Genomic DNA, 24,913 nt, shown 5'->3' on the forward strand with positions numbered 1-24,913 from the left:
CCCCCCCGTCGAGCACAGACATGAAGGGGCACTCATGACCACCACCTGGCCACGGATCCTCACCACGCTGCTCGACGGCACCTCGCTCACCGCCCGCCAGGCCACCTGGGCGATGGACCAGATCATGTCCGGCATGGCCACCGACGCCCAGATCGCCGCGTTCGCGGTCGCGCTGCGCGCCAAGGGCGAGAGCGTGGCGGAAGTGGCGGGGCTGGCCGACGGCATGCTGGCCAAGGCCTCGGCGATCCGGGTGCCCGGCGACCCCGTCGACCTGGTCGGCACCGGCGGCGACCGGGCCAACACCGTGAACATCTCCACCATGGCCGCCATCGTGACCGCCGCCGCGGGGGCCAAGGTGGTCAAGCACGGCGGCCGGGCCGCCTCCTCCACGGCGGGCGCGGCCGACGTGCTCGAAGCGCTCGGCGTGGCCATCGAGCTGCCGCCCGCCGCCGTGGTGCGGGTGGCGGACGAGGTGGGCATCACGTTCTGCTTCGCGCCCGCCTTCAACCCGGCGCTGAGACGCACCTCCCAGCCGCGCCGCGAGCTGGGCGTGCCCACGGTCTTCAACTTCCTGGGGCCGCTCACCAACCCCGCCCTGCCCTCCGCGCAGGCCGTCGGGGTCTTCCACCCGACCATGGCGCCGACCATCGCGGGCGTGCTGGCCGAGCGCGGCTGCTCCGCGCTCGTCTTCAGGGGCGACGACGGGCTCGACGAGCTGACGACCTGCGGCCCCTCGACGATCTGGCTGGTACGCAGGGGCAGGGTCACCCAGATCGGCTTCGATCCGCTCGACCTGTCGATCCCGCGCGCCCGCGCCGAGGACCTGCGCGGCGGCGACGCGCGGCACAACGCCGGCGTGGCGCGCGCCGTGCTCTCCGGCGAGCAGGGGCCCGTGCGCGAGATCGTCCTGCTGAACGCGGCCGCCGCCCTGGTGGCCGCCGACGGCACCCCGCCGGCGGCCGAGCTCACGCCCGCGCTGGCGGCCGGTTACAAGCGGGCCGCCGACGCCGTCGACTCCGGCGCCGCGCTCTCCCTGCTCACCCGCTGGGCCCACGCCACGCAGCAGGCCGCCGCCCGGACGGTCAGGGCCTAGTCATGGAGAGCACGTCGAGCGCGGCGTCGAGCTGCTCCTCCGTGAGCTTCCCAGCGGCCACGTGGCCGCGCTCGATGACGACCTCCCTGATCGTCCTGCGCTCCGCCAGGGCCTGCTTGGCGATCTTCGCCGCCTCCTCGTAGCCGACGTACTTGTTCAGCGGGGTGACGATCGACGGGGACGACTCGGCGTACTCGCGCAGGCGCTCGACGTTGGCCGTGATGCCGGAGACACAGCGGTCGGCGAGCAGGCGCGAGACGTTCGCCAGCAGCCTGATCGACTCCAGGATGTTGCGCGCGATGAGGGGGAGCTGCACGTTCAGCTCGAAGTTGCCCGACGCGCCGGCGAACGTGATCGCCGCGTCGTTCCCGATCACCTGGGCCGCGACCATGGCCGTGGCCTCGGGGATCACCGGGTTGACCTTGCCGGGCATGATCGACGAGCCCGGCTGCAGGTCCGGCAGGTTGATCTCGCCGAGCCCCGCGCGCGGCCCCGAGCCCATCCAGCGCAGATCATTGGCGATCTTGGTGAGCGACACCGCGACCACCTTGAGCTGCCCGGACAGCTCCACGATCGAGTCCTGCGCGCCCTGGGCCTCGAAGTGGTCGGCGGCCTCCTGGAACGGGATGCCGGTCGCCTCGCGCAGCTTGGCGATGGCCTCCTGGGCGAAGCCCTGCGGCGTGTTGATGCCCGTGCCGACGGCCGTGCCGCCCAGCGGCAGCTCCAGCACGTGCTCCAGGGCCGCGGAGACGCGTACGACGCCGTGCTCGACCTGCGTGGCGTAGCCGCCGAACTCCTGCCCCAGGGTCACCGGCGTCGCGTCCATCAGGTGCGTACGCCCCGACTTCACCACCCCGTCGAACTCGATCGCCTTCTCCCTCAGCGCCTGCGCCAGGTGCCTGAGCGAGGGCAGCAGGTGGAAGGTCACCTCGGTGGCCGCCGCCACGTGGATCGAGGTGGGGAACACGTCGTTGGACGACTGCGAGGCGTTCACGTGGTCGTTGGGGTGCACGGGACGGCCCAGCCGCTCCTCGGCCAGCGTCGCGATCACCTCGTTGGCGTTCATGTTGGACGAGGTGCCCGAGCCGGTCTGGAAGACGTCGATCGGGAAGTCGGCGTCGTGCTCGTTCTCCGCCACGTCGGCGGCGGCCTGCGCGATCGCCTCGGCCAGGTCCTTGTCGATCACGCCGAGCTCGCCGTTGACCTCGGCCGCCACCGCCTTGATCAGGCCCAGCGCGGCGATGTGCGACGGCTCCAGGGGCCGGCCTGAGATCGGGAAATTCTCCACTGCCCGCTGGGTCTGCGCGCGCCACTTGGCGCCTGCCGGCACGCGTACCTCGCCCATCGAGTCATGTTCGATCCGGAACTCACTCATGACTTCCAGTCTGACCCACGGCGCTCCGAACGGGCCGAAGCCACCCCTCGCGGGGCTCAGCTCGAGAACAGGGCCACGATCAGCACGGCGATCACCACGGCGGCCGCGGCGGCCACCGCCATGAGCACCAGCATGCCGTTGCGGTTGCCCGCGGGGCGCTTCTCCTCCGGCGGGCCCGCGATCGCGAACAGGTCCGTGCCCAGGCCGTGCCCGCCGAACTGCTGCCCCTGGGGGCCCTGCTGGGGCTGCTGGGGCATCATCTGCGGGGGCCCGGACTGCTGCTGGGGCTGGCCGGGCGGGGGAGCGGGCACCGGGTAGACCTGCTGGCCCGGCGAGCCCTTCGGGATGCGGGTCGTGGCGAAGGAGCCCTCGTCGGCGGGGCGCTGCGGCCGGCCGCCCTGCTCCTGCGCCGCGGGGAACGGGCCCTTGGGGCGCGAGATGCTGACCGTCCGCTCGGGGTCGTAGTCGCCTTCCGGCCCGGTGGCCTGGCCCGCGTTCGGGGCGTGCGAGGCGAAGGGCTGCTGCCCCTGTGGCACGGTGGGCGTGTTCGGGCCCTGCGCTGGGCCCTGCGCCGGGCCCTGCGGCCCCGCCGCGTGCGGTCCTGACGGGGCACCGGGCCCCGAGGCGGGACGCGGTCCGGACGGGCCGCCGGGTCCCGAGGCAGGCTGCGGCCCTGAGGGACCGCCACGCCCTGGCGCGGGCTGCGGCCCTGACGGGACGCCACGTCCTGGCGCGGGCTGCGGCCCTGACGCGGGCTGCGGACCTGCTGCGCCACGAGGCCCTGTCGCGCCGCCAGGCCCTGACTGGCCGCCCTGCCCCGATCCTGCCGCGCCGCGTGGTCCTGGCGTGGGCTGTGTCCCTGACGGCGCGCCGGGCCCTGACACGGGGCCCTGGGCTCCCGGTGCTCCCGCAGGCCGCTGCCCGGGCGGGGTGTGAGCGCCGGGAGGCCCGCTGAAGGCGTTCGGCCCGGTGGGCGCCTGAGGCCCGCTCATGCCCTGCATCGCGTGACCCACACCGGAGCCACCCGGCCCGCCGGGGCCCTGCGCCCCAGGCCCCCCGGCACCGGCGGGCACCGGGCCACGGACCTGCGGGCCGCCCGGCGTGTGACCAGGCGCGCCAGGCCCCTGGCCAGGAGGCCCGTAAGGCGGCTGGCCGGCCGGCCCTCGACCGCCAGGGGCGGCGCCGGCGGGGTTCTCGGGGGTGGCGAACGGATCGGGCAAAGCGGCCTCCTGCGCCATAAGAGCCTCGGCCGTCAGCACCGGCATCTCGCTCGTGGGGGTGTCGGCGACCATGCGCAGCAGGGTCTCCGCCTTGGCAGCGCTCAGCCGCTGCCGGTAATCCTTGTTCAGCAGTCCGTTCAGCACGGGCCGGAGCTGCCCCGCCTGCGTGGGCGGGTCGGCGCTCTCGGTGAGCAGCGCCGCCAGCGTCTCCGCGATCGTGGAGCGCTCGTACGCGGGCCGCCCCTCGACGGCGAAGTAGAGCGTGGCGCCGAGCGACCAGATGTCGGACTCGGGGCCGGTGTACTCGCCCCTGGCACGTTCCGGGGCGGTGTAGCCGGGCGAGCCGATCACCATGCCGGTCTTCGTCAGCCGGGAGTCGCCCTCGGCCTTGGCGATGCCGAAGTCGGTCAGCACCACGCGCCCGCTCTCGGTGATGAGCACGTTGCCGGGCTTGACGTCGCGGTGGGTGATGCCCTGGGCGTGCGCCGCGCGCAGCGCCCCCAGCAGGTCCACGCCGATCTCGGCCACCAGCCGCGGCGGCAGCGGCCCCTCCTGCTCGATGACCTGCTCCAGCGAGCGGGCCTCGATGAGCTCCATGATGATCCAGGGGCTGTTGTCCTGGATCAGCACGTCGTGGATGGAGGCCACCGACGGGTGGCTGATCCGGGCGGCGATGCGGCCCTCGCGCACCATACGTTCGCGCAGCTCGGTCCGCTGTTCCTCGGTGAGACCCGGGTCCTGGCGGATTTCCTTGACCGCCACCTCGCGCCCGAGCGCGCGGTCGCGGGCCCGCCACACTGTGCCCATCGTGCCCCGCCCGAGCGGGGTGACGAGCTCGTAGCGCTCCGCGAGCAGGCGTGTCTGCTGTTCCGGCATGAGAAGAAGATATCGATTCTCGCTTGGGAAGTGCTTTACCCTCGCTTGCGAAGTTCTCTTGGCCAGAACCGCCGAGGAAGGCACAACTTTATCACCGTCGCTTTGAAACGGGCATAAGCCGACGGCGCTGGACGTGGTTCGACGCGCTTCCTGTGCACGCCCTCACCCGGTTTGCGTTCCTGCCGTGGCGAGGGCACGTTCACGGTGCCCGCCGGCGGGTCGGCCCGGTGCAGCCCGCGGTGCGCGGGCCTGCGTACGAAAGGGGTCTGCGGGATGGGAATCGCCGAGGTGGGACGGCTGGGCTTGCGCGGCGTCAGCGGCTCCTCCGCGGAGCCGCCCGCGGCGACCCTGGTCAGCATGAGCGAGGCCCGTACGGAGTCGAGCCTGGTCGCGGGGTCGATCCTGAGCAGCGCGTCGAGCACGGGCGCCAGCGGGCCCGCCTTGGTCATCGGGATCGGCTCGCCGCTGGTCAGGGCCGCGAGCGCGGCGGCGGCCGTACGCCTGCCGTGCAGGCCCCTGCCCTCGACGGCGGTGTAGAGGGTCGCGCCGAGCGACCACAGGTCGGCGGCGGGGCTGGCCTTCGAGCCGAGCACCCGCTCTGGAGCGATGTATCCGGCGGACCCGAGAACGATGCCCGCCTGGGTGATGGAAACGTCACCTTCCAGCGCGGCCAGGCCGAAGTCGGTGAGCACCGCGCGGTCCTCCGTCACCAGCACGTTGCTCGGCTTCACGTCGCGGTGCAGGATGCCCTTGGCGTGCACGGCGCGCAGCGCCCCCAGGATCTGCCGGCCGATCTCGGCGGCCTTGCGGGGGTGGAGCGGTCCGTTCTCCTGGATGAGCTGCTCCAGGGACTTGGCCCGCAGCAGCTCCATCACGATCCACGGCCGGTCGTCCTCGGTGACCACGTCGAAGACGGTGATCACCGAGGGGTGCGCGACCATCGCGGTCGCCCGGCCCTCGCGCTCGGTGCGCGCGCACAGCTCGGCACGCAGCTCCTCGTCGAGGATTGTGGGCAGCCGTACTTCCTTGACCGCCACGTCCCGGTCGAGCAGCTCGTCATGTGCCCGCCAAACGGTGCCCATGCCGCCGCGACCAACCGGCTCCACGAGCCGATAGCGCGCGGCGAGTAGGTAACCGGAGGGCGCACGCATGCCAGGCAGCTTACCTATTTGTGTAAACCGACCAGTAGAGGCGGGGCCGATAATTTGTTGCGAACTTAAGTCATGCCGCCTGACTCGTCACGTCAGCAAACCTCCTGGCCACATCCTCCCAGTTGATGGGGCCACACAGTTTCTCGACGTGGTCCGGACGGACGTTGCGATACCGAAGGTAGTACGCGTGCTCCCACGCGTCGAGCGCGAGCAGTGGCGTGGTGTTCGTCCCGGTGCCGCCGCGATGGCCGAAATGCTCGTCGATCGCGTCCCTGAGCGGCCCGGCGGGGCGGCCGCCGCCGTCCGGTGACGGGTTCTCCCGGAAGGCAGGGCGCGGCAGGTGCGTGGCGTGGCTCCGGGATCTCGCCGGTGACGGCGGATCGGCCCCGCCGCGCGGGCGGGTTCGCGCCGCCCGCGGGAGCGTTTTACCCGCGACCACTCTCAGCGCGTTTGCGCAGCTCACCGGGCGCTTGTGCCCATCGGCACAACGACTTGCCGAATATTTGTGCATGATGCCTGGTAGGGGACATTCAGGCGTACGGCAGGCTGACTGACAGGGATCCACGGGGCGCCGTCAGCGACTTGTAAGGGTGCCGTAAGGAGACGGGGGCATGGTTAGGACCAGGAAGGAAGGCGAGCTCTCTCGCTGACCGTCATCCAGGAAACTGTCGGTGTCGAAGGTCAGACTGAGAGCAGAACGCCCGAGGTCCCACCGATGAAGCCAGACCACTAAGGACGTGATGAGGATGCGCCAGACCCAGGTTCGCCGCCGGCCGAAGAAGCCGACCAGAGCCGCACTGGACCTCCGCACGCCGTCAGGGCGCACGTTGCCCTTTTGAAGACCCGCAACCCGGAGCGCAATCTGAGAGGTGCGCCATGTGCTGTCACAACCCCGTTTGCCCTAATGCCGACTCCCTCGACCGCGAGCGGTCGCACGTCATCTCGGCCCACCCCGACCAGGGCTGGAGCCTTCTCTGCAACGGCGTCGTGCTGTTCGACGACACGGGTCTGCTGCTGCCCGACGGCTCCGTCGTGGCGCCGCACCGGGCCCCGGTGGCCGCTTGAGCATCTCTCGGGTCACCGGGCCCGCCGCCTCGCTCACCCCCGCGGCCGATCGTGCCGCCCTTCCCGCACACGCGCGCGGCGGCACGATCGCCTGCGTGACGCCCGCCGGCGCCTGACTCCCCGGCGCCGGCGTCAGCGGCGGCCGATGGACAGGACGGGGCCGGTCCTGTCGGTGAAGAAGTCGTCGCCCTTGTCGTCCACGACGATGAACGCGGGGAAGTCGACGACCTCGATCTTCCACACCGCCTCCATCCCCAGCTCGGGGTACTCCAGCACCTCCACCTTCTTGATGCAGTCCTGCGCCAGCCGCGCCGCGGGGCCGCCGATGGAGCCCAGGTAGAAGCCGCCGTACTTCTGGCAGGCCTCGGTGACCTGCTTGGACCGGTTGCCCTTGGCCAGCATCACCATCGAGCCGCCCGCCGCCTGGAAGCGCTCCACGTACGAGTCCATGCGCCCGGCCGTCGTCGGCCCGAACGAGCCCGAGGCGTAACCCTCGGGGGTCTTGGCCGGACCGGCGTAGTAGACGGCGTGGTCCTTGAGGTACTGGGGCATCTCGCCGCCGTTGTCCAGCAGCTCGGCGATCTTGGCGTGCGCGATGTCGCGGGCGACCACCAGCGGGCCCGTGAGGGACAGGCGGGTCTTGACGGGGTACTTGGTGAGCTCGGCCAGGATCTCGGGCATCGGGCGGTTGAGGTCGATCGAGACGACGTCGTCCGAGAGGTGCTCGTCGGTGGTCTCGGGCAGGAAGCGGGCCGGGTCGGTCTCCAGCTTCTCCAGGAACACGCCCTCTGGCGTGATCTTGGCGAGGGCCTGGCGGTCGGCGGAGCAGGACACCGCGATGGCGACCGGGCAGGAGGCGCCATGCCTGGGCAGGCGGATGACGCGCACGTCGTGGCAGAAGTACTTGCCGCCGAACTGAGCCCCGATGCCCAGCTTCTGCGTCAGCTCGAAGACCTTGGCCTCCATCTCCAGGTCCCTGAACCCGTGCCCGGAGGGCGAGCCCTCGGTGGGGATCGAGTCGAGGTAGCGGGCGCTGGCGTACTTGGCGGTCTTGAGCGCGTACTCGGCGGAGGTGCCGCCCACGACGACGGCCAGATGGTACGGCGGGCAGGCCGCCGTGCCGAGCGAGCGGATCTTCTCCTCCAGGAAGGCCATCATGCGCTTCTCGTTGAGCACGGCCTTGGTCTCCTGGTACAGGAACGACTTGTTGGCCGAGCCGCCGCCCTTGGCCATGAACAGCAGCTTGTACTCGTCGGGGTGCCCGTGGGGGTCCTCGGCGTACAGCTCGACCTGGGCGGGGAGGTTGTTGCCCGTGTTCTTCTCCTCCCACATGGTCAGCGGGGCCATCTGCGAGTAGCGCAGGTTGAGCTTGGTGTAGGCGTCGTACACGCCGCGCGAGACGTGCTCGGCGTCGCGGCCGTCGGTCAGCACGTGGCGGCCGCGCTTGCCCATGACGATGGCGGTGCCGGTGTCCTGGCACATGGGCAGCACGCCGCCGGCCGAGATGGAGGCGTTCTTCAGCAGGTCGAGAGCGACGAAGCGGTCGTTGCCACTGGACTCGGGGTCATCGACGATCTTCCTGAGCTGGGCGAGGTGCGAGGTGCGCAGGAAGTGGGAGATGTCGTGGACGGCCGTCTCGGTGAGCAGGCGCAGCGCCTCGGGGTCGACTTCGAGGAACGTACGCCCGGCCGCCTCGACCTTCCGCACCCCCTCCGAGGTGATCAGCCGGTATTCCGTCTCGTCGGCTCCAAGCGGCAGCAGGTCGGTGTAGTCGAACTCGGCCATGTCCATCCTTTCGGTCGCTCAAGAGATTACGCGCACCGAAAGGAGGGGACGGCCGTCAGGCCTCGGACGGCCGCACGGCCGCCTTCGCGCCCGCGCGTTCCGCGCTGAGGCCGATGAGGATGCCGGCGACCACGAGCCCCGCCCCCAGCAGGTCGTACGTGGTGGGCATGGCCACCCCGAGCACGGCCCCCGTGACGATGGCCGCCACCGGGATGAGCCCCGCGAACAGCCCGGCCCGTCCCGGCCCCAGCTTGGGCAGCGAGGTGTACCAGAGGAAGAACGCCACCACGGTCACCACGACCGCCAGGTAGGCGAACCCGAGCGCCTCGGCGAGCGTCGGCACCCTGAGCATGTCCGTCCCCGCGTCGAGCAGCCCGACCGTGGCCAGCATGGGCACGGCCAGCGTCGTCGAGTACGCCGACACCCGGATCGGCCCCAGCTTCGGCAGCAGGGGGATGGCCAGCAGGGAGAAGCTCACCTCGCCCACCAGCGCGCCCAACGCCCACAGCAGGCTCTCCTGGGTGCCGCTGCCGAGCCCCGTGGCCAGCGTCGCGCCGGCCACCACCACGCCGGCCCCGAGCAGCAGCCGGGGCGCGGGCCGCCCGCCGGCCAGCGCCAGGGCCAGCGGCACGGTGCCCAGCACGGTGCCCACCAGCGCGGGCCCCGAGGCGCGGGTGGACTCCACCACGGCCACGTTGAAGAACACCAGGCCCAGCAGCGTCAGCCCGAGCAGGCAGAGCGTCTCGCGCCACGTCATGCGGACGAACCGCAGGCCGAGCACTCTCGTGATGACAAGCAGGATGACCGAAGCCACGAGATACCGAACCGCCTGGCCGCCGTATATGGGGTATGCGCCCACGAGTCCGGAGACCCCCGCCAGCGTTCCGACCAGGAACATCGCCGCGGCGGCGCCCACGATGCCGTTTCTCGTGCCGTTTTTCATGCCGTTTGTCATGCGAAGGATGCTAGGGAGACAATGGTTCGCAGAAACAGTCCAATGTCCCGCCGGGAGACAGGACCAATATGGCCGACCTCCATATCCAGATAAATCGCGGGAAGGGAGGCATTGCCGGACAGATCGCCGCTGAGCTGCGCGAATCCATCCGGGGCGGGCGGCTCACGCCGGGCACCCGCCTGCCCGCCACCCGCGACCTCGCCACCGACCTCCAGGTCTCCAGGGGAGTGGTCGTGGAGGCGTACGAGCAACTGGTCGCCGAGGGCTTCCTGGTCTCCAGGGTGGGTGTCGGCACGCAGGTCACCCCCCAGAACGCCACCCGCGCCGCCCCCGAGCCGCGCGGCTCGGCCCCCGCCCGGTCCGATCCGGGCCGCCGGGCACCGAGCGCCCAGGCGTTCCCCTCGTACTACGGTCATCGCCCCACCTCCCCCGACCTCGGCCACTTCCCCCGTGAACGCTGGCTCGCGGCCGTAAGGCACGTCCTGACCACCGTACCCTCGGACGCCTTCGATTACGGGGACCCTGGCGGCGTGCCCGAGCTGCGCGAAGAGCTGTCCGCCTACCTCAGGCGGGTCAGGGCGGCCGACGTGCGCCCCGAGCACCTGATCATCGTCGGCGGCGTGGCGCAGGGGCTCAGCCTGGCCCTGCACGTGCTGACCCAGCACCGCCCGCTGCGGCTCGCCGTGGAGGACCCGACCAGCCACCGGCAGGTGCCGCTGCTGCGCCGGGCGGGCGCGCACCTGGTGCCGGTGCCGGTGGACGAGCAGGGGCTCGACGTGCGCAGGCTGAGCGGGGACGCCGTGCTGGTGACGCCCGCCCACCAGTTCCCGACCGGGGTGGTGCTCTCGCCGGCGCGCCGGGCGGCGCTGATGGAGTGGGCGTACGCGGGGAACCGGGTCGTCCTGGAGGACGACTACGACGCCGAGTTCCGCTTCGACCGCGACCCCGTCGGCTGCCTGCAGGGCCTGGCGCCCGACCGGGTGATCCTGTCCGGCAGTGTGAGCAAGGCGCTCGCGCCCGGGCTGCGGCTCGGCTGGGTGGCCGCGCCGCCCGACCTGGCCGAGGCCATCCGGCGGGCGCGGGGCGAGCTCGACCTGGGGTCCCCGGTGATCGAGCAGTACGCGCTGGCCCACTTCCTGCGTACCGGGGGCTACGACAAGCACCTGCGGCGGATGCGCAGGGAGTACCGGCGCCGCCGGGACGCCCTGGTCGAGGCGCTGGCCGAGGAGCTGCCGGAGATCCGGGTCAGGGGCATCGAGGCCGGGCTGCACGTGTACCTGGAGCTGCCCCGGGGGTGGGACGAGTCGCGTACCGTGCTCGCCGCCCGGCAGCTCGGCCTGTCCGCCGAGCCGGTGGGGCCGATGCGGGAGCTGCCGGGGCCGGCGGCCGTGGTGGCGGGGTTCGCGCGGCTGCCCGCGCACAAGGCGGCCGAGGTCGTACGTGGGTTGAAGGTCCGCATGTCAGGACAAACCGTTGACTGAGGGAGAAGTGCTCGCCTAGAAAGAGAGCCTGACGTGCGAACGGGAGGCGCCATGCGTGTGGGACTGCTGGGTCTGGGCCGGATCGGGGCCTTCCACGCCGCGACCCTGGCCGCGCACCCTTTGGTGGACGAGCTGATCGTGAGCGATCCCGTACGCACGTCACCGCACGGCAGGGCGGGCGACCCGTTCGAGGCGGACGCCGTCGTCATCGCCACCCCGACCAGCACCCACGCGGAGCTGATCATGAAGGCGTGCCGGCTGGGCATCCCGGCCTTCTGCGAGAAACCGGTGGCGGGCACGGTGGCCGACACCGTCAAGGTGCTGGAGGCCGCCGCGGGCAACCGGGTGCAGATCGGGTTCCAGCGCAGGTTCGACCCCGGTTACGTGGCGGCGGCGCGCGCGCTGAGGGCCGGTGAGCTGGGGGAGCTGCACCGCGTGCACCTGGTCACGGCCGATCCCGCGCCGCCGCCCGCCGCGTACATCCCGCTGTCCGGCGGGCTCTTCCGCGACTGCCACATCCACGACTTCGACATCCTGCGCTGGGTGACCGGCCGCGAGGTGGTGTCGGTCTACGCCAAGGGGGCCAACCGCGGCGCCGCGTTCTTCGCCGAGGCAGGCGACGTGGACAACAGCGCCGCGCTGCTGACGCTGGATGACGGCACGCTGGCCACCCTGCAGGGCTCGCGGTACAACGGCGGCGGGTACGACGTGCGCATGGAGCTGGCGGGCACCAGGCGCACGCAGGCCGTCGGCCTCGGCCCGCGAGCCCCGCTGCACACCACCGAGGGCCTGCCCGGCCCGGAGGAGCCCTGGCCGGACTTCGTGGCCCGCTTCGAGACCGCCTACCGCGCGGAGCTCGACGCCTTCCTGCGCAGCGACCGGAGCCCGTGCCCGATCGAGGACGCGCTGGAGGCGCTCTACGTGGCCGAGGCCGCCGACCTGTCGCTGCGCGAGGGCCGCCCCGTCGAGGTCACCGAGGTGCGGCGATAGCGGGCTGCGCCACTTGGCCGCGGGGGGCGCGCTTCGGCTCGGGGTCACTTGGTCGCGGGGGCGCGGCTCGGGCTGGGGGGTTACTTGGTCGCGGGGGCGCGCTTCGGCTCGAAGCCCGGGGCCAGGGCGATGATCGCGGCGGCCAGCACCAGCGGCGCGGCGAACGCCACCCGCATGTCGGCGGCGTCGGCGATACCGCCCACCAGGGCGGCGCCCACGATGAAGCCGACGTAGTTGAAGAGGTTCACGCGGGCGATGGCCACGCCGGTGCCCGCCGGGTCCAGCTTGCCCGCCGCCGAGAACGACTGGGGCGCCACCACCGCCAGCCCCACGCCCGTGAGCCCGAACGCGACGATGCCCAGCGGCTGCGTCGGGGCCAGCACCACGCCGACGAACCCGACCGTGGCGATCACCCCGCCGATCCTGACGATGGCGGCGGGGCCGTACCGTCTGACGGCGAAGTCGCCGCCGAGCCTGACGGCCAGGGTGGTCGCCTGGTAGGCGGCGTACGCCAGCGGGACCACGGCGGGGCTCGCGCCGAGCACGTCCTTCATGAAGACGGTGTTGAAGTTGGACACGGCGGCGTCGCCGACGTACAGGAAGCCCATGGCCAGGCAGAGCGGGATGATCGGCCGCCACGGGAAGCGGCCGCCGGCGGGCGCGCCCGCGGCCTCGACCTTCTCCTCCTCGCGCGTGCACAGGTCCCGCCCGGCGTGGAGCGAGCCGGCCACCGCGAGGACCATGGGCAGGGCCATGATCACCGGCAGTGGCAGCCCGGCGGCTCCCGACGCCCACAGCGCCGCGGCCAGGCTGAACACGCTCCACACGCAGTGGAACCCGTTCAGCACCTCCACGCCGTACCTGCGCTCGACGGCCACTCCCTGCATGTTCATGCCCGCGTCCACCGCGCCCACCGCCACCCCGAACAGCAGCAGCGCCGGCAGCAGCAGCGGCACGTTCGGCGCGAGCCCGGCCAGCACCACCGCGCCGGCCACCACCGGCTGGGCGATCCGCAGCAGCAGCTTGCTGCCGAACCGGGCGGCGAACGCGCCCGCCGCCACGCTGCCGACGCCCGCGAACACGGGCACGACCAGCAGCAACATCGTCAGCGAGCCCTCGTCGAGCTGGTGCTTGGCCTGGAGGTTCGCGACCTGGATGAGCAACGAGGCGAAGGACAGGCCCTGCACGGCGTAGACGACGTACGTGGCGACGCGGGCCTGGCGATCACGTGCGGACGGCACAGCGGCCTCCTGATCGGGGGGGAATCAAACGTGAGGCGCGGTCAGGTTAACGGCTGCCCAAGGCCCTCCGCCAGGGCGAGATAGGCTGCCGCGAGTGAGACGGGGCTACGCGACCGGTGCGGCGCGCAGGGAGCGCATCCTGGCCACCGCGCTGCTGGAGTTCGCCGAGCACGGCTATCGCGGCGCGTCGCTGGCCCGCATCGCCGAGCGCGCCGAGCTGTCCCAGGCCGGGCTGCTGCACCACTTCAGGAACAAGGAGCTGCTGCTCGTGGCGGTCCTGGACTACCGCGACGAGCTGGACGTGCGCACCTTCGACCTCGAGCCGTCCGGTGGGATCGACGCGCTGCGCGCCCTGGCCGGAGTGGTCGAGCACAACTCCCGGGTGCCGGGCCTGGTCCAGCTCTTCTCCGTGATCAGCGGCGAGGCCGTGACGCCCGGCCACCCCGGGCACGACTGGGCCAGGCGGCGCTACCGCCGGCTGCGCGCGATGGTGGCGACGGCGCTGCGCAGGGGCGTCGAGCGGGGCGAGTTCAAAGCCGGCCTCGACGCCGAGGCGCACGCCGACCGGCTGATCGCGATGATGGACGGCCTGCAGACGCAGTGGCTGATCGACCCGGACCGGGTGGACATGGCGGCCGTCTTCCAGGGCTACGTGGACGACCTCATCGCCACCCTGCGCCCCTGACCGGCGGGCTCAGGCGCGTCGTCCAGCCGCCTGGCGGCGGCCCACACGCCGAGCGCCAGCAGCGCCGCCACCTCGGTGACGGCCAGCCCCCGCTCCACCAGCCCCAGCGGCATGACGCGATACCACGGCAGCCCGTTGCCCGCCCCGATGAGCATCGCGGCGCCGATGCCGGCCACCCACAGCACCGAGCAGATCCCGAGCCCGAACGCCACCAGCGTGGCCCTCGACCGCTCCCGGTGCCGCCACGGCCGGGCGATGATCACGGCCGCCAGCGGCAGGCTGAGGAAGGCCACGAAGCTGCCCACCCGGTGGATGCTGCCGCTCAGGCTCGGCCCGACCGACCAGTCGTGCTTCTCGAACCAGGCCGTCAGGAACAGCCCGACACTCCAGCCCAGCAGGGCGACGATGCCGAAGATCCCGGCCAGCCGCTTGCGCGCCAGCGACACGCCGATGGCCAGCGAGCCCGCCGCCAGCAGCCCCACCCCGAGCCCGAAGATCCAACCGTCGGGGCCCAGGCCGTGCTCGCTGATGGTCCTTCTGAACGGGTTCGTCTCGTCGAGGTTCGTCAGATCGAGGCCCAGGATCACCATGCTGCCCGCGCCTGCCGCGCCGAGACCCCATCGCGCCGGTTGATGCACGCACACCTCCCTTTTGCCGGGACAACGGCGATGCGCGGGCGTAGATTCCTAAGAAATTCATGAGAAAGCCGAGCCGGACTCCAGCACCCCCGCCGCCATCCGCTCCACCTGACGCAGCTCGGCCAGGTCCGCCACGATGCCTCGGGTCCTGCCGCCGGCCCGCTCGCGCGCAGTCCGACCCCGACCTTCCGCCGAGTTGCGGACCAGGGTCATCGGCCCGCGCCGCGCTCCACGCCGTCCTGGCGGGCGGTGCGCTGCCCGCCGACGTTTACCTGGAGCTCGCCGTCGATCTCCTGCTCGGCGCGATGCGGTACCGGCTGCTCAACCGCCACGCCGAAGTGAACGAGAACCTGGCGGAGGAGATGGCCGCTCTCCTGGCCAGAATCCGCTGACACCGGGTCAATCGGCACGAGCGAACTGGGCGAGAGCCGGATATCGTCAGAAGTGTGAACGAACGCGCGGGATCGTGGTTGCCCAAGCTGCAGGAAGTCGGCGAGCGGCTGGCCGAGGAATGGGTGTCCGCTCGCCGTCCCCCGGCGCCCGACGACGTGCCGCAGCCGCACGAGCTGCGCGCGTCCGACGCCGACCGCGAACGCATCGCCCAGGTGCTCCAGGACGCCCACGCCGACGGCCGGCTCACGCTGGACGAGCTGGAGGAGCGGCTCGGCGTGCTCTACTCCGCGCGTACGCTCGGCGAGCTGGCCGCGCTCACGACCGACCTGCTGCCCGCCGACCAGCAGCCGCTCAACCTCGACGGCCGGCCGGTCTCGGCCATCTTCAAGCGGGAGCAGCGGGGCGGGCGCTGGGTGGTGCCGGCCGAGCTGGGCGTGACGGCCATGTTCGGCACCACGAAGCTCGACTTCCGCGACGCGATCCTGCAGAACCGGCGGATCATCATCAACGCCACCCTCGTCTTCGGCGGGCTGGAGATCCACGTCCCCGAGGGGCTCGAGGTGATCAGGGTCACCAAGGACAAGACGGTCCGCCTGACCAAACAGCCCACCGAGCCGGGGGCACCGGTCGTCGAGGTGCGCACGACGAACTTCGCGGGCGAGATCAAGGTCAAGGAGCCACCCCGCCGCAAGCGCCGCCGCTGACGCCCAGCCGGGCCATTCCGGCGCTGCCTCATTCGGCGGTGCCTCAGCCCGCGGTGCCTCAGCCCGCGGTGCCGCCCCAGCCCGCGGTGCCGCCTCCGCGTGCTGTGCCTCAGCCCGCGGTGTCGAAGTTGATCGCGCTGTACGCGCGCAGCTTCCAGAGCTGGTGCTCGCTCTCGATCTTGCGGATGGTGCCCGACCGGCCGCGCATCACCAGCGATTCCGTCACTGCGGAGCCGGCGCGGAACCGTACGCCCTGCATGAGCTCGCCGTGCGTGATCCCGGTCGCGGCGAAGAACACGTCGTCGGACCTGACCAGGTCGTTCGTCGTGAGCACCTGACCGAGGTCGTGCCCGGCCTCGACGGCCCTGGCCCGCTCCGCGTCGTCGCGCGGCCACAGCCTGCCCTGGATCACCCCGCCCAGGCACTTGAGCGCGCACGCGGCCACGATGCCCTCGGGCGTGCCGCCGATGCCCAGCATCAGGTCGATGCCGGTGCCCGTCCGGGCCGCCATGATCGCGCCGGCCACGTCGCCGTCGGTGATGAACTTGATCCGCGCGCCCGTCTCCCTGATCTCCTTGACCAGCCGCTCGTGCCTGGGCCGGTCGAGCACGACCACGGTCACGTCGGACGCCGAGCAGTGCTTGGCCCTGGCCACGGCGTTGATGTTGTCGGCCACGGGGGCCTCGATGTCCACCACGTCGGCCGCTTCGGGGCCGGTGACCAGCTTCTCCATGTAGAACACGGCCGACGGGTCGTACATCGAGCCACGCTCGCTGACCGCGATCACCGACACCGCGTCGGGCATGCCCAGCGCCGTCAGCCGCGTGCCGTCAATGGGGTCCACCGCCACGTCGCAGTCGGGGCCGCTGCCGTCGCCGACCTGCTCGCCGTTGAACAACATCGGGGCGTGATCCTTCTCGCCCTCGCCGATCACGACCACGCCGTTCATCGACACGGTGTTGATGAGCTGGCGCATGGCGTTCACGGCCGCGCCGTCCGCGCCGTTCTTGTCACCCCTGCCGACCCAGCGGGCGGCCGCCATCGCGGCGGCCTCCGTGACGCGGACGAGCTCCAGCGCCAGGTTGCGATCGGGGGCGTGCTCGCTGGTGGCGAGCGCCGGTGGCACGGAAGTCTGGTCGGACATGATGACTGGCCCTCCTCGTGGGACAACTGCCTCGATCGTAGTTGCCGGTCTCTTCCCGATAAGAGAGGGCCTTGAACCGCTCGCTGGCATCGGCGTTCGTCAACGCTCATTGGGGTTCCTCGGCTCGACCGGATGCGCGCCGGCAAGCTGAACTGCGGTGTCGGGCGCCACTGAGGGGCTCGTGATTCACACTGGTGTTCGCCTTGCACCTGCTACAGTACGCAGCACCTCAAGTGGTGATGTGGGTGTTCAGGCATACCGGTTCGCCATTGATCCCACCCCGACTCAGGCTCGTGCGCTGACGGCGCATTGCGGGGCGGCGCGGTTCGCGTTCAACTGGAGGCTGGCGGTCATCAAGGCCAATCTCAGGCAGCGCGCCGCCGAACGTTCCTATGGCATCCCCGACGGTCGGCTCACCCCGCCGGTGTCGTGGTCGATGTACGCCCTGCGCAAAGCGTGGAACGCGGTCAAGGACACCGTGGCGCCGTGGTGGCGGGATTGTTCGAAGGAGGCGTTCGCGTGCGGGCTGGAGCGCCTGGCCGCCGCGCTGAAGAGCTGGAGTGACTCCCGTGCGGGTAAGCGCAAGGGCCGCAGGATGGGATTTCCGTCGTTCCGGTCCAAGCGCAACCCCGCCCTGTCGGTGCGGTTCACCACCGGCGCGATCCGGCTGGACGGGCGCATGCATGTGCTGCCCCGGCTGGGCCGGATCAAGACCCACGAGTCCACCCGCAAACTCGCCCGCCACATCGCGGCCGGGGTCGCCACTATCGCCTCGGCCACCGTGCGCCGGGAGGCGGGCCGATGGTTCGTTTCCTTCTCCGTCCGCATCGACCGGCCCCGCAAGGCGCCGACGCGCCCCGTGGCCGGGATGGTGAAGAATCGCCGCCTGGCCCGAGCCATTTCCGACGCCGGGTTCACGGAAATCCGCCGCCAGCTGGCGTACAAGACGGTCTGGGACGGTGGTCGGCTGGTGGTGGCCGATCGCTGGTACCCGTCCTCGAAGAGGTGCTCGGCGTGCGGGGTGGCGAAAGCCAAGCTGCCCCTGTCGGCACGCACCTTCAGCTGCGAGGCGTGCGGGCTGGTCATCGATCGGGACCGCAACGCCGCACTGAACCTCGCATCCCTTGTGCATGACGTCGCCGGGAGTGGCCCGGAGACGGAAACGGACGTGGAGCCGATCGTAAGACCCCGCCGCGCGGGGCAGGTGGCCCCGAAGCGTCAACCCCGCACCGGACAATCAGGCAAGACGGGGACCTTCGCCCAGCAATGGGCGAATCACTGACAATCCATGAAAGCCGGTGAACGGTTAATCTGCTTACCGAGAACGGTTTTTGCGTCATACCATGTGCGCGCCAAGGATCTTGCCTCCAACATGGAGCGTGGCGCCCCCGCCGTGGAGGAGATCCCGTATGAGCCCTGATGTGGAGAATGCGGTCGCCCAGCCGCGTACGTCCGAGCGTGGTGCCGCCACGCGCAGCTCGCTGCTCGCCGCCGCCAGAGAGATCTTCGTCTCGAAGGGCTTCGCCGAGGCGGGCGTGACGGACGTGGTGGCCAGGGCCGACGCCAGCGTGGGCAGCCTCTACCACCACTTCTCCGGCAAGGCCGACCTGTACCTCACGCTGTGGGAGGAGTTCCAGGCCAGGCAGACGCAGCGGACCAAGCGGGCGGTCCGTTCGGCCCGCGCCGACGGCGAGAGCGATCCCATGCGCGTGTTCGTCGGCGCCGCCCGCGCGTACCTGGAGGGCTGCCTGGAGGAGCGCGAGCTGGCCGCGCTGTTCCTGCGCGGAGACGGGCCGCCCGGTTTCGACGTGGTGATGCGCGACCGGCTGCGGGTGTGGGCCCAGCGCAACGCGGCCTTGTTCGAGGACGAGCCCGCCCTCGTCGTGGTGGTCACCGGGGCGCTGGCGGCGGCCGTGTCCGAGGTGGTGCGCTCCGGCGATCGCGGGCTGGCGGAGGAGGTGCTGGCCATCATCGGCCGGATCCGCCCGGCCGCTTCGGCGACCACGCCCTCCAGCGGGTAACCTCGCCAACTGTGCGACGGTTCACCCAAGGTCTGTACGGCTACGCGGTAGCCCTTTTCGTGTGCCTCGCGGGGGCCGGGCTGTTCCTGCTGGTCACCCCGCAGAGCCGGGAGGAGCACATCCCGCGGCTCGAGTACTCCATCACCGTCGCCAACTTCGGCCACTCGGTGCCCTTCGGCGTGTGGGCCCCGCGGCAGGACCCGGCCGGCTGGGTGCCCAACAGCAACAGGATCGCCAAGGGCGAGAACGGCGCGCAGGTCCTCTACCTCGGCTACGCCACCGCCAAGCGCGAGCACGCGATGTTCGCGCAGAGCAACGAGCAGCCGGCGGCCGGCTTCGCCAACCGCATGTCCAACACCGACAAGACGGAGGGCACGCAGCAGATCGGCGGTGTGGCGTGGGAGCAGCGCTTCCGCGAGGACAAGAACCAGCGCTCGCTGGTGCGCGTGCTGCCCGACGTGACGCTCGTCATCACCGGCACGGCCGACTGGGCGGAGCTGGGTGAGCTGGCGGCGCAGCTCCAGCAGCGGCCCAAAGGCTGAGGTTGTCGGCCGGCGCGTCTAGGGTGGTGGCCGTGGCAGAGGAATCAGGCGAGAAGACCCCGTCCTACGAGCAGGCCCGCGAGGAGCTGACCGAGGTGGTGCGCCGGCTGGAGACCGGAGGGCTCACCCTGGAGCAGTCGATCGAGCTGTGGGAGCGGGGGGAGAAGCTGGCTGCCGTCTGCGAGGAGTGGCTCCAGGGGGCTCGCGTCAAGCTCGCCGCCGCCATGGCCCGCCGCTCCGACCCTGCCTCCGGCCACTCGAACGACGCCCCCTTCTAGCGGGCGGGCCTTTTCTCGGGTTCGGCTCGGCCGCGCCTTCGCGGGCTCGCTCGCGCCCAGCGCGCCGGGCCCCCGCACCGTCGCGCTGCGCTCGCCGGACCGCTCGGCGCCTTACCGTGGCGCGAGCAGCGGTCCTTGCCGGCCGATGATCCCCCAGGACGGAGTCCCCGCCGGCCGACGGTCCCTGCGGTCAGGAGGCCGTGCGGAGGAGGGCCACTACCGGGATGCGGCGGGTGGTCTTGGCCTCGTACTCGGCGAAGCCCGGAGCGAGGGCCACCATCCGGGCGTAGAGCTCGTCGCGCTCCGCACCCTCGACGAACTCCGCCTTCACCTTGAACTCCTCCGTCCCGACCTCCACCGTCGCCTCGGGCGTGGCGCGCAGGTTGTGGTACCAGGCCGGGTGGTGATCGGCGCCGGCGTTGGAGGCGATGATGACGTAGCGGTCACCGTCCGCCAGGTACATGACCGGAGTGGTGACGGACCTGCCGCTCTTCGCTCCCGTGGTGGTGAGCAGCACCAGGGGGGAGCCTTCGAACATGCCGCCGACCCGGCCCTCGTTGGCCCGGAACTCGTCGATGATCTGCTGGTTGAAATCGCTGGGCATCCTCGGCTCCTCAAATAATCGGAGAATTCTCCGGTTGACAGATTAATCGGAGGACTCTCCGTTTACAACCGGTATGCTGCGCCCGTGCGCGAACGTCGATCGTTGCCTGTCGTCGGGCAGCCCCAGCCTGAGCGTGCCGACGCCGCCCGCAACCGGCAGAAGATCATCGAGGTGGCGGCGCGCATGGTCACCGAGTGCGGCGCCGACAACCTCTCGCTCGACGAGGTCGCCCGCGAGGCGTGCGTCGGCGTGGGCACCGTCTACCGGCGGTTCGGCGACCGTACCGGGCTGCTGCTGGCGCTGATCGACGAGCGGGAGCGGCGGTTCCAGGCGGCGTTCCTGTCCGGGCCGCCGCCGCTCGGCCCCGGCGCGCCCGCCCGGGAGCGGATCGTGGCGTTCCTGCACGCGCTGGTCGATCGCATCCTGGCGGACGAGGCGCTGTTCCTGCTGCTGGAGAAGGGCGGCACGGCCAAGCGCTTCACCGGGCCGTACCGGGTGCACCACATCCACCTCGCCACGCTGCTCGCGCGGGCGTGCCCGGGCGCGGACGCCGCGTACCTGGCCGACGCGCTGCTCGCGCCGGTCAACGCGCACCTGATCGCCCGCCAGCGGGAGGAGCGCGGCATGACGGTCGAGCAGATCAAGTCCGGCCTGGAGGCGCTGGCCGAGGCGGTCACGCGCGCTACGTCATGAAGCTGAGCAGGTTGCCCTCCGAGCCGCGGAAGGCGGCCATGCCCGGAACCGGTCAGGCGTCCGGGTCCTCCGCGCGTACGGTGACGCGGTCGTCGGTCAGGCGGATGGTCAGCAGCGTGCCGGGTGCGACGTCCTTGGCCAGGCGTACGACCTCGCCCGACGGGTGCTGCACGATGGCGTAGCCGCGCTCCAGAGTCGCCGCCGGGGACAGGGAGACGAGGCGGGCACGCAGGTGGGCGAGGTCGTCGGCGGCGCGGTCGAGCGAGCCCGACAGCGAGCGCCTGGCCCGGTCGCGCAGCGCCTCGGCCTGCTCGGCCCGGCGCTCCAGCTCGCGTACGGGGTCGGCCAGCGAGGGCCGCGAGCGTACGGACGTCAGCCAGGACATCTCCCGGTCGAGCCAGCCGCTCACCACCCTGCGGCCGCGGTCGCGGAGCTGGCGCACCAGCGTGAGCTGCTCGCCGACGTCCGGCACCACCTTCTTGGCGGCGTCGGTGGGGGTGGAGGCGCGTACGTCGGCCACCATGTCGAGCAGCGGGCTGTCCTGCTCGTGGCCGATCGCGCTCACCACAGGCGTCCGGCAGGCGGCCACCGCGCGGACGAGTGTCTCGTCGGAGAAGGGCAGCAGGTCCTCCAGGGAGCCGCCGCCGCGGGCGACGACGATCACGTCGACCGAGGAGTCGGCGTCGAGCTTGCGCAGCGCCTCCGTCACCTCGGTCACCGCGTACGGCCCCTGGACGGCCACCTCCTCGACCTTGAACCGCACGGCCGGCCAGCGGCGCCGCGAATTCTCCAGCACGTCGCGCTCGGCCGCCGACTCGCGGCCGCAGATGAGCCCGATCGTGCCCGGCAGGAACGGCAGCCGCCGCTTCCTGTCGGCGTTGAACAGCCCTTCGGCGGCCAGCAACTGCCTGAGCCGCTCCAGCCTGACCAGCATCTCGCCCACGCCCACCGGGCGCATCTCCAGCGCGGTGAACGCGAACGAGCCCTTGTTGACCCAGAAGTCGGGCTTGACGTGCAGCACCACCCTGGCGCCGTTGGACGGCCTGGGCACCGTCGCCTCATAGACGCCGCGCGGGGCGGTGACCCTGGCCGACACGTTGGCGACCGGGTCGCGCAGGGTGAGGAACACCGTGCCGCCACGCGCGCTCAGGTCGGTGATCTCTCCTTCGACCCAGACCGTGCCGAGCCTGCCGATCCAGCCGCCCACCATCTGCAGGACCGTGCGGATCGGCAGGGGGGACTCAGGCGTGGTCTTCGAGGTCATGGGGGAAGACTAGTGACCTATTCGCCGGCCTGGAGCTTGGCGAGGCGGTTCTCGAACATCTTGATGACCTCGGGCCGCGCCGTCGTCCCCCGCTCGTAGGCGAGGAAGTCGCCGATCTGCTCGGCCGTCTTGCCGCGCATCCTGGCGCGCAGGGAGGCCACGGTCAGCTCGGACCAGCCGGGCAGGGGCTCGGTCAGGTTCACGGCGGCGGCGGCGACCGGCTCGGGGGCGGCGACAGGCTCGGGGGCGGCGGCCGGCTCGGGGGCCGCGGCGGGCTCGGCGGTGGCGGCGGCGGGCTCCGGCGCGGGGGCGGGCTCGGCGGCCTTGGTGGTCTTGGGCTCGGCCTTGGGCTTCCTGGCGGCCTTCGGCTTGGGAGCGGGGGTCTCCACGGCAGGCTCGGCCACGGCCTTGGGGGCGGCGGGCGCGACCTGCTCCGCAGCCTCAGCGGGCTTGGGCGCGGCCTGCGGCTCAGCGGGCTTGGATGCAGCCTCGGCCTGCGGTTCGGTGACCTTGGGTGCGGCTTCGGCCTGCGGCTCGGCGGCCTTGGAGTCGGCCTCGGACGCGGCGGGAGGCGCGGTGGGGGCGGCGGCGGGCGCGGCGGTGGCGGCGTCGGCCTGCGGCTCGGTGACCGTGGCGGGCTTCGCCTGGTCCGCCGGTTCGGTGACCGTGGCGGGCTTCACCTGGTCCGCCGGTTCGGTGACCGTCGCGGGCTCCGCCTTGCCGGTCGGCTCCGTCTTGGCCGCGGGCGTGAAGATGACCGGGTCCGGCTTGGCCTTGGCGACGCCGTTGGACTCGGCCGCCCCGGAGCGGGGAGCGAAGATGACAGGCTCCTTGCGCGCCGGCTTGTCCTCGGAGGACTCGGAGGACTCGGCGGGGGCGGCGGCCACCTGCTCGGCGGCGGACGGGCGGGAGTCGTACTCCTCCTCGCGCTCCTCCTTGCCACCGAGCCCCTTGATGGAGTTCTTCATCCGGTCCACGAGCAGCAGCGCCTGCCCGGCGGCGCTGAGCGTGGTCTGGACGACCATGAGCGGCAGGTCCTTCGCCTTCTCCTTGAGCTCGTCCTTGTTGGTGACGGTTCTTGCGATGTTGCGTATCACGTCGCTGAGGGACATGTACGTCTCCCTGGGAGGTCAGTATGGGACGGCTAGTCTGGCAAACCGTGGGCAACCACGCACGCGCGGGCCAGATGGCCGCTCCACGTAGCATAAGAAGTATGGAGCCCCAGACCCCCTCTTCCCGCCGAGTCCTCGTAGCCAAGCCACGGGGTTACTGCGCCGGAGTCGATCGAGCCGTGGTAGCGGTCGAGAAGGCTCTGGAGCAGTACGGCGCCCCCGTCTACGTCCGCAAGCAGATCGTCCACAACACTCATGTCGTGAAGACGCTCGAGGCCAGGGGCGCCATCTTCGTCGACGAGACCGAGGAGGTGCCCGAGGGGGAGATCGTGGTCTTCTCCGCCCACGGCGTCTCGCCGGCCGTGCACGAGGAGGCCAAGCAGCGCAACCTGCGCACCATCGACGCCACCTGCCCGCTGGTGACCAAGGTGCACAACGAGGCCAAGCGGTTCGCGGCCAAGGACTACGACATCCTGCTGATCGGGCACGAGGGTCACGAGGAGGTCGAGGGCACCTCCGGGGAGGCCCCCGACCACATCCAGCTCGTCGACGGGCTCGACTCGGTCGACAAGGTGCAGGTCAAGGACCCGAGCAGGCTGGTGTGGCTGTCGCAGACCACGCTCTCGGTCGACGAGACCACCGAGACCGTGGCCCGGCTCAAGGAGCGTTTCCCCACGCTGATCGACCCGCCCAGCGACGACATCTGCTACGCCACGCAGAACCGCCAGATCGCGGTCAAGGAGATCGCCGCCGAGTCGCAGCTCGTCATCGTGGTCGGCTCGGAGAACTCCTCCAACTCCAAGCGGCTGGTCGAGGTGGCCAAGGACTACGGCGCGCAGGAGTCGTACCTGGTCGACAACGCCGACTTCATCCGCGACGAGTGGCTCGACGGCGTCACCACGGTCGGCGTCACCAGCGGCGCCTCGGTGCCGGAAGAGCTGGTCGAGGAGGTGCTGGCGAAGCTGGCCGGGCACGGGTTCGGCGACGTGACGGAGGTGGAGCCGGTGCAGGAGAGCATGCGCTTCGCCCTGCCCCACGAGCTGCGCAAGGACCTGCGCGCCTCCTAGCCTCGCAGCCTCAGTCCTCGCCGCGCGGGGTCCCGTACACCTTGGGCTCGAAGTACCCTTCGGGCTCCGGCACGAACGGCTGGCGCGGGCGCGTCATCTCCGCGCCCGCCTTCAGCTCTTCCCGCAGCTCCCGTACGTTGTCGCGGAGCCCGCGCCGCCACGCGATCCCCAGCACCAGGGCCGAGCCCGCGAACAGCCACGGCGCCCCCTGCGTCATCGACGTGTAGAGGCCCAGCGCCAGCGACTGCACGATCGACACCGAGCCGAACGCCCGCCCCAGCTCCACGAAGAGCGTGGCGCAGAAGAACACCAGCGGCGGCGTCACCACCAGCGACAGCAGCTCGCGCCGGTTGACCAGCACCACGCCGAGCACGCTGGCCAGCACGAACGCCGCGCCCACGATCTGCTCGACGCCGAGCACGGCCGTCAGGACGTAGCCCGCCAGGGTGGCCACCAGGGCGAGCGCGATGGCGCCGCGAGCCGTCAACCTGACCGCAGAGCGCCTGCCCTTCTCACCCACCACTGGCCCACCCCCA

Annotated in this window: 27 protein-coding genes; 14 read left to right on the top strand and 13 right to left on the bottom strand. The window is 71.7% G+C overall.

The features are described from left to right. The first annotated feature begins 34 nt into the window (after window positions 1-34). The gene (gene trpD / locus AB0I79_RS25155) at window positions 35-1,093 is read left to right on the top strand and encodes an anthranilate phosphoribosyltransferase (RefSeq protein ID WP_357876880.1); all 1,059 of its coding nucleotides are present in this window, start codon (window positions 35-37) and stop codon (window positions 1,091-1,093) included. Here trpD and AB0I79_RS25160 read toward each other — a convergent pair. The 4 genes from AB0I79_RS25160 to AB0I79_RS25175 all read right to left on the bottom strand — a co-directional run bounded on the left by AB0I79_RS25160 (window position 1,083) and on the right by AB0I79_RS25175 (window position 5,929). Beyond that, complete coding sequence (locus AB0I79_RS25160; RefSeq protein ID WP_357876883.1) at window positions 1,083-2,468, bottom strand: class II fumarate hydratase; 1,386 nt, start codon at window positions 2,466-2,468, stop codon at window positions 1,083-1,085. The two genes, trpD and AB0I79_RS25160, sit on opposite strands and share 11 nt — an antisense overlap. Window positions 2,469-2,524: 56 nt before the next feature. Continuing rightward, window positions 2,525-4,564 carry a protein kinase gene (locus AB0I79_RS25165; protein ID WP_357876886.1) on the bottom strand — a complete coding sequence of 680 codons (2,040 nt, stop codon included), beginning with the start codon at window positions 4,562-4,564 and terminating at the stop codon, window positions 2,525-2,527. Between the two features lie 35 nt (window positions 4,565-4,599). Beyond that, window positions 4,600-5,715 carry a serine/threonine-protein kinase gene (locus tag AB0I79_RS25170; RefSeq protein ID WP_357876889.1) on the bottom strand — a complete coding sequence of 372 codons (1,116 nt, stop codon included), beginning with the start codon at window positions 5,713-5,715 and terminating at the stop codon, window positions 4,600-4,602. A gap of 70 nt (window positions 5,716-5,785) precedes the next feature. Continuing rightward, window positions 5,786-5,929: a Fe-Mn family superoxide dismutase gene (locus tag AB0I79_RS25175; RefSeq protein WP_357877436.1), complete on the bottom strand. Its 144-nt coding sequence runs from the start codon at window positions 5,927-5,929 to the stop codon at window positions 5,786-5,788. Here AB0I79_RS25175 and AB0I79_RS25180 point away from each other — a divergent pair. Further along, window positions 5,903-6,025 (top strand): hypothetical protein, encoded by a 123-nt coding sequence (locus AB0I79_RS25180; protein ID WP_357877460.1) that lies wholly within the window; start codon window positions 5,903-5,905, stop codon window positions 6,023-6,025. The two genes, AB0I79_RS25175 and AB0I79_RS25180, sit on opposite strands and share 27 nt — an antisense overlap. 566 nt (window positions 6,026-6,591) lie before the next feature. Further along, window positions 6,592-6,780, top strand: coding sequence for a DUF5999 family protein (locus AB0I79_RS25185; protein WP_357876892.1), 189 nt, complete (start codon window positions 6,592-6,594; stop codon window positions 6,778-6,780). Window positions 6,781-6,912: 132 nt separating this feature from the next. Here the strand turns inward: AB0I79_RS25185 and AB0I79_RS25190 are convergent, their stop codons facing one another. Together AB0I79_RS25190 and AB0I79_RS25195 are read right to left on the bottom strand one after the other, a co-directional pair. Beyond that, complete coding sequence (locus AB0I79_RS25190) at window positions 6,913-8,565, bottom strand: fumarate hydratase (RefSeq protein WP_357876895.1); 1,653 nt, start codon at window positions 8,563-8,565, stop codon at window positions 6,913-6,915. 55 nt (window positions 8,566-8,620) lie between these two features. Beyond that, window positions 8,621-9,520, bottom strand: coding sequence for a DMT family transporter (locus AB0I79_RS25195; RefSeq protein WP_357876898.1), 900 nt, complete (start codon window positions 9,518-9,520; stop codon window positions 8,621-8,623). 68 nt (window positions 9,521-9,588) lie between these two features. Here AB0I79_RS25195 and AB0I79_RS25200 point away from each other — a divergent pair, with 68 nt between their 5' ends. Both AB0I79_RS25200 and AB0I79_RS25205 read left to right on the top strand, forming a co-directional pair. Beyond that, window positions 9,589-11,001, top strand: coding sequence for a PLP-dependent aminotransferase family protein (locus AB0I79_RS25200; protein WP_357876901.1), 1,413 nt, complete (start codon window positions 9,589-9,591; stop codon window positions 10,999-11,001). Between the two features lie 51 nt (window positions 11,002-11,052). After that, window positions 11,053-11,991, top strand: a complete 939-nt coding sequence (locus AB0I79_RS25205; RefSeq protein WP_357876904.1) for a Gfo/Idh/MocA family oxidoreductase — start codon at window positions 11,053-11,055, stop codon at window positions 11,989-11,991. Between the two features lie 80 nt (window positions 11,992-12,071). Here the strand turns inward: AB0I79_RS25205 and AB0I79_RS25210 are convergent, their stop codons facing one another. Next, window positions 12,072-13,232, bottom strand: coding sequence for an MFS transporter (locus AB0I79_RS25210; protein ID WP_357876907.1), 1,161 nt, complete (start codon window positions 13,230-13,232; stop codon window positions 12,072-12,074). 94 nt (window positions 13,233-13,326) lie between these two features. Here AB0I79_RS25210 and AB0I79_RS25215 point away from each other — a divergent pair, with 94 nt between their 5' ends. Next, window positions 13,327-13,917 (top strand): TetR/AcrR family transcriptional regulator, encoded by a 591-nt coding sequence (locus AB0I79_RS25215; RefSeq protein ID WP_357876910.1) that lies wholly within the window; start codon window positions 13,327-13,329, stop codon window positions 13,915-13,917. Here the strand turns inward: AB0I79_RS25215 and AB0I79_RS25220 are convergent. Then, entirely contained in the window at window positions 13,881-14,555 is a 675-nt protein-coding gene (locus AB0I79_RS25220) for a DUF998 domain-containing protein (RefSeq protein ID WP_357876913.1), read from the bottom strand. The genes AB0I79_RS25215 and AB0I79_RS25220 overlap by 37 nt on opposite strands. 59 nt (window positions 14,556-14,614) lie before the next feature. Here AB0I79_RS25220 and AB0I79_RS25225 point away from each other — a divergent pair, with 59 nt between their 5' ends. Both AB0I79_RS25225 and AB0I79_RS25230 read left to right on the top strand, forming a co-directional pair. Further along, window positions 14,615-14,947, top strand: coding sequence for a TetR/AcrR family transcriptional regulator C-terminal ligand-binding domain-containing protein (locus tag AB0I79_RS25225; protein ID WP_357876916.1), 333 nt, complete (start codon window positions 14,615-14,617; stop codon window positions 14,945-14,947). A 54-nt stretch (window positions 14,948-15,001) separates the two neighbouring features. Next, the gene (locus AB0I79_RS25230) at window positions 15,002-15,652 is read left to right on the top strand and encodes a DUF1707 domain-containing protein (RefSeq protein WP_357876919.1); all 651 of its coding nucleotides are present in this window, start codon (window positions 15,002-15,004) and stop codon (window positions 15,650-15,652) included. 109 nt (window positions 15,653-15,761) lie between these two features. On the opposite strand, the gene glpX is transcribed toward AB0I79_RS25230, so the two are convergent. After that, a complete protein-coding gene (gene glpX / locus AB0I79_RS25235) occupies window positions 15,762-16,796 on the bottom strand; it encodes a class II fructose-bisphosphatase (protein ID WP_357876922.1) in 1,035 nt (344 codons plus the stop codon). Between the two features lie 241 nt (window positions 16,797-17,037). Here glpX and AB0I79_RS25240 point away from each other — a divergent pair, with 241 nt between their 5' ends. From AB0I79_RS25240 to AB0I79_RS25255, 4 genes are all read left to right on the top strand, one after another. Continuing rightward, window positions 17,038-18,078: a zinc ribbon domain-containing protein gene (locus AB0I79_RS25240; protein WP_357876924.1), complete on the top strand. Its 1,041-nt coding sequence runs from the start codon at window positions 17,038-17,040 to the stop codon at window positions 18,076-18,078. Window positions 18,079-18,205: 127 nt separating this feature from the next. Then, window positions 18,206-18,817, top strand: a complete 612-nt coding sequence (locus AB0I79_RS25245; RefSeq protein ID WP_357876927.1) for a TetR/AcrR family transcriptional regulator — start codon at window positions 18,206-18,208, stop codon at window positions 18,815-18,817. A gap of 11 nt (window positions 18,818-18,828) precedes the next feature. Further along, the gene (locus AB0I79_RS25250) at window positions 18,829-19,359 is read left to right on the top strand and encodes a DUF4245 domain-containing protein (protein WP_357876930.1); all 531 of its coding nucleotides are present in this window, start codon (window positions 18,829-18,831) and stop codon (window positions 19,357-19,359) included. A gap of 32 nt (window positions 19,360-19,391) precedes the next feature. Then, window positions 19,392-19,637 carry an exodeoxyribonuclease VII small subunit gene (locus AB0I79_RS25255; RefSeq protein WP_357876932.1) on the top strand — a complete coding sequence of 82 codons (246 nt, stop codon included), beginning with the start codon at window positions 19,392-19,394 and terminating at the stop codon, window positions 19,635-19,637. 190 nt (window positions 19,638-19,827) lie between these two features. On the opposite strand, the gene AB0I79_RS25260 is transcribed toward AB0I79_RS25255, so the two are convergent. Next, window positions 19,828-20,241: a nitroreductase family deazaflavin-dependent oxidoreductase gene (locus AB0I79_RS25260; RefSeq protein WP_357876935.1), complete on the bottom strand. Its 414-nt coding sequence runs from the start codon at window positions 20,239-20,241 to the stop codon at window positions 19,828-19,830. Between the two features lie 84 nt (window positions 20,242-20,325). Here AB0I79_RS25260 and AB0I79_RS25265 point away from each other — a divergent pair, with 84 nt between their 5' ends. Then, window positions 20,326-20,934 (top strand): TetR/AcrR family transcriptional regulator, encoded by a 609-nt coding sequence (locus tag AB0I79_RS25265; RefSeq protein ID WP_357876938.1) that lies wholly within the window; start codon window positions 20,326-20,328, stop codon window positions 20,932-20,934. 52 nt (window positions 20,935-20,986) lie between these two features. On the opposite strand, the gene xseA is transcribed toward AB0I79_RS25265, so the two are convergent. Further along, window positions 20,987-22,198: an exodeoxyribonuclease VII large subunit gene (gene xseA, locus AB0I79_RS25270; protein ID WP_357876940.1), complete on the bottom strand. Its 1,212-nt coding sequence runs from the start codon at window positions 22,196-22,198 to the stop codon at window positions 20,987-20,989. 17 nt (window positions 22,199-22,215) lie between these two features. Continuing rightward, window positions 22,216-23,310 (bottom strand): hypothetical protein, encoded by a 1,095-nt coding sequence (locus AB0I79_RS25275; RefSeq protein WP_357876943.1) that lies wholly within the window; start codon window positions 23,308-23,310, stop codon window positions 22,216-22,218. 101 nt (window positions 23,311-23,411) lie between these two features. Here AB0I79_RS25275 and AB0I79_RS25280 point away from each other — a divergent pair, with 101 nt between their 5' ends. After that, on the top strand, window positions 23,412-24,377 hold the full coding sequence (locus AB0I79_RS25280) for a 4-hydroxy-3-methylbut-2-enyl diphosphate reductase (protein ID WP_357876946.1): 966 nt from the start codon (window positions 23,412-23,414) through the stop codon (window positions 24,375-24,377). 10 nt (window positions 24,378-24,387) lie between these two features. On the opposite strand, the gene AB0I79_RS25285 is transcribed toward AB0I79_RS25280, so the two are convergent. Continuing rightward, complete coding sequence (locus AB0I79_RS25285) at window positions 24,388-24,900, bottom strand: DUF6542 domain-containing protein (protein WP_357876949.1); 513 nt, start codon at window positions 24,898-24,900, stop codon at window positions 24,388-24,390. Window positions 24,901-24,913 lie beyond the last annotated feature (13 nt).

Origin of the sequence: Nonomuraea sp. NPDC050202, from assembly GCF_040656115.1 — a bacterium.
GTDB lineage: Bacteria > Actinomycetota > Actinomycetes > Streptosporangiales > Streptosporangiaceae > Nonomuraea.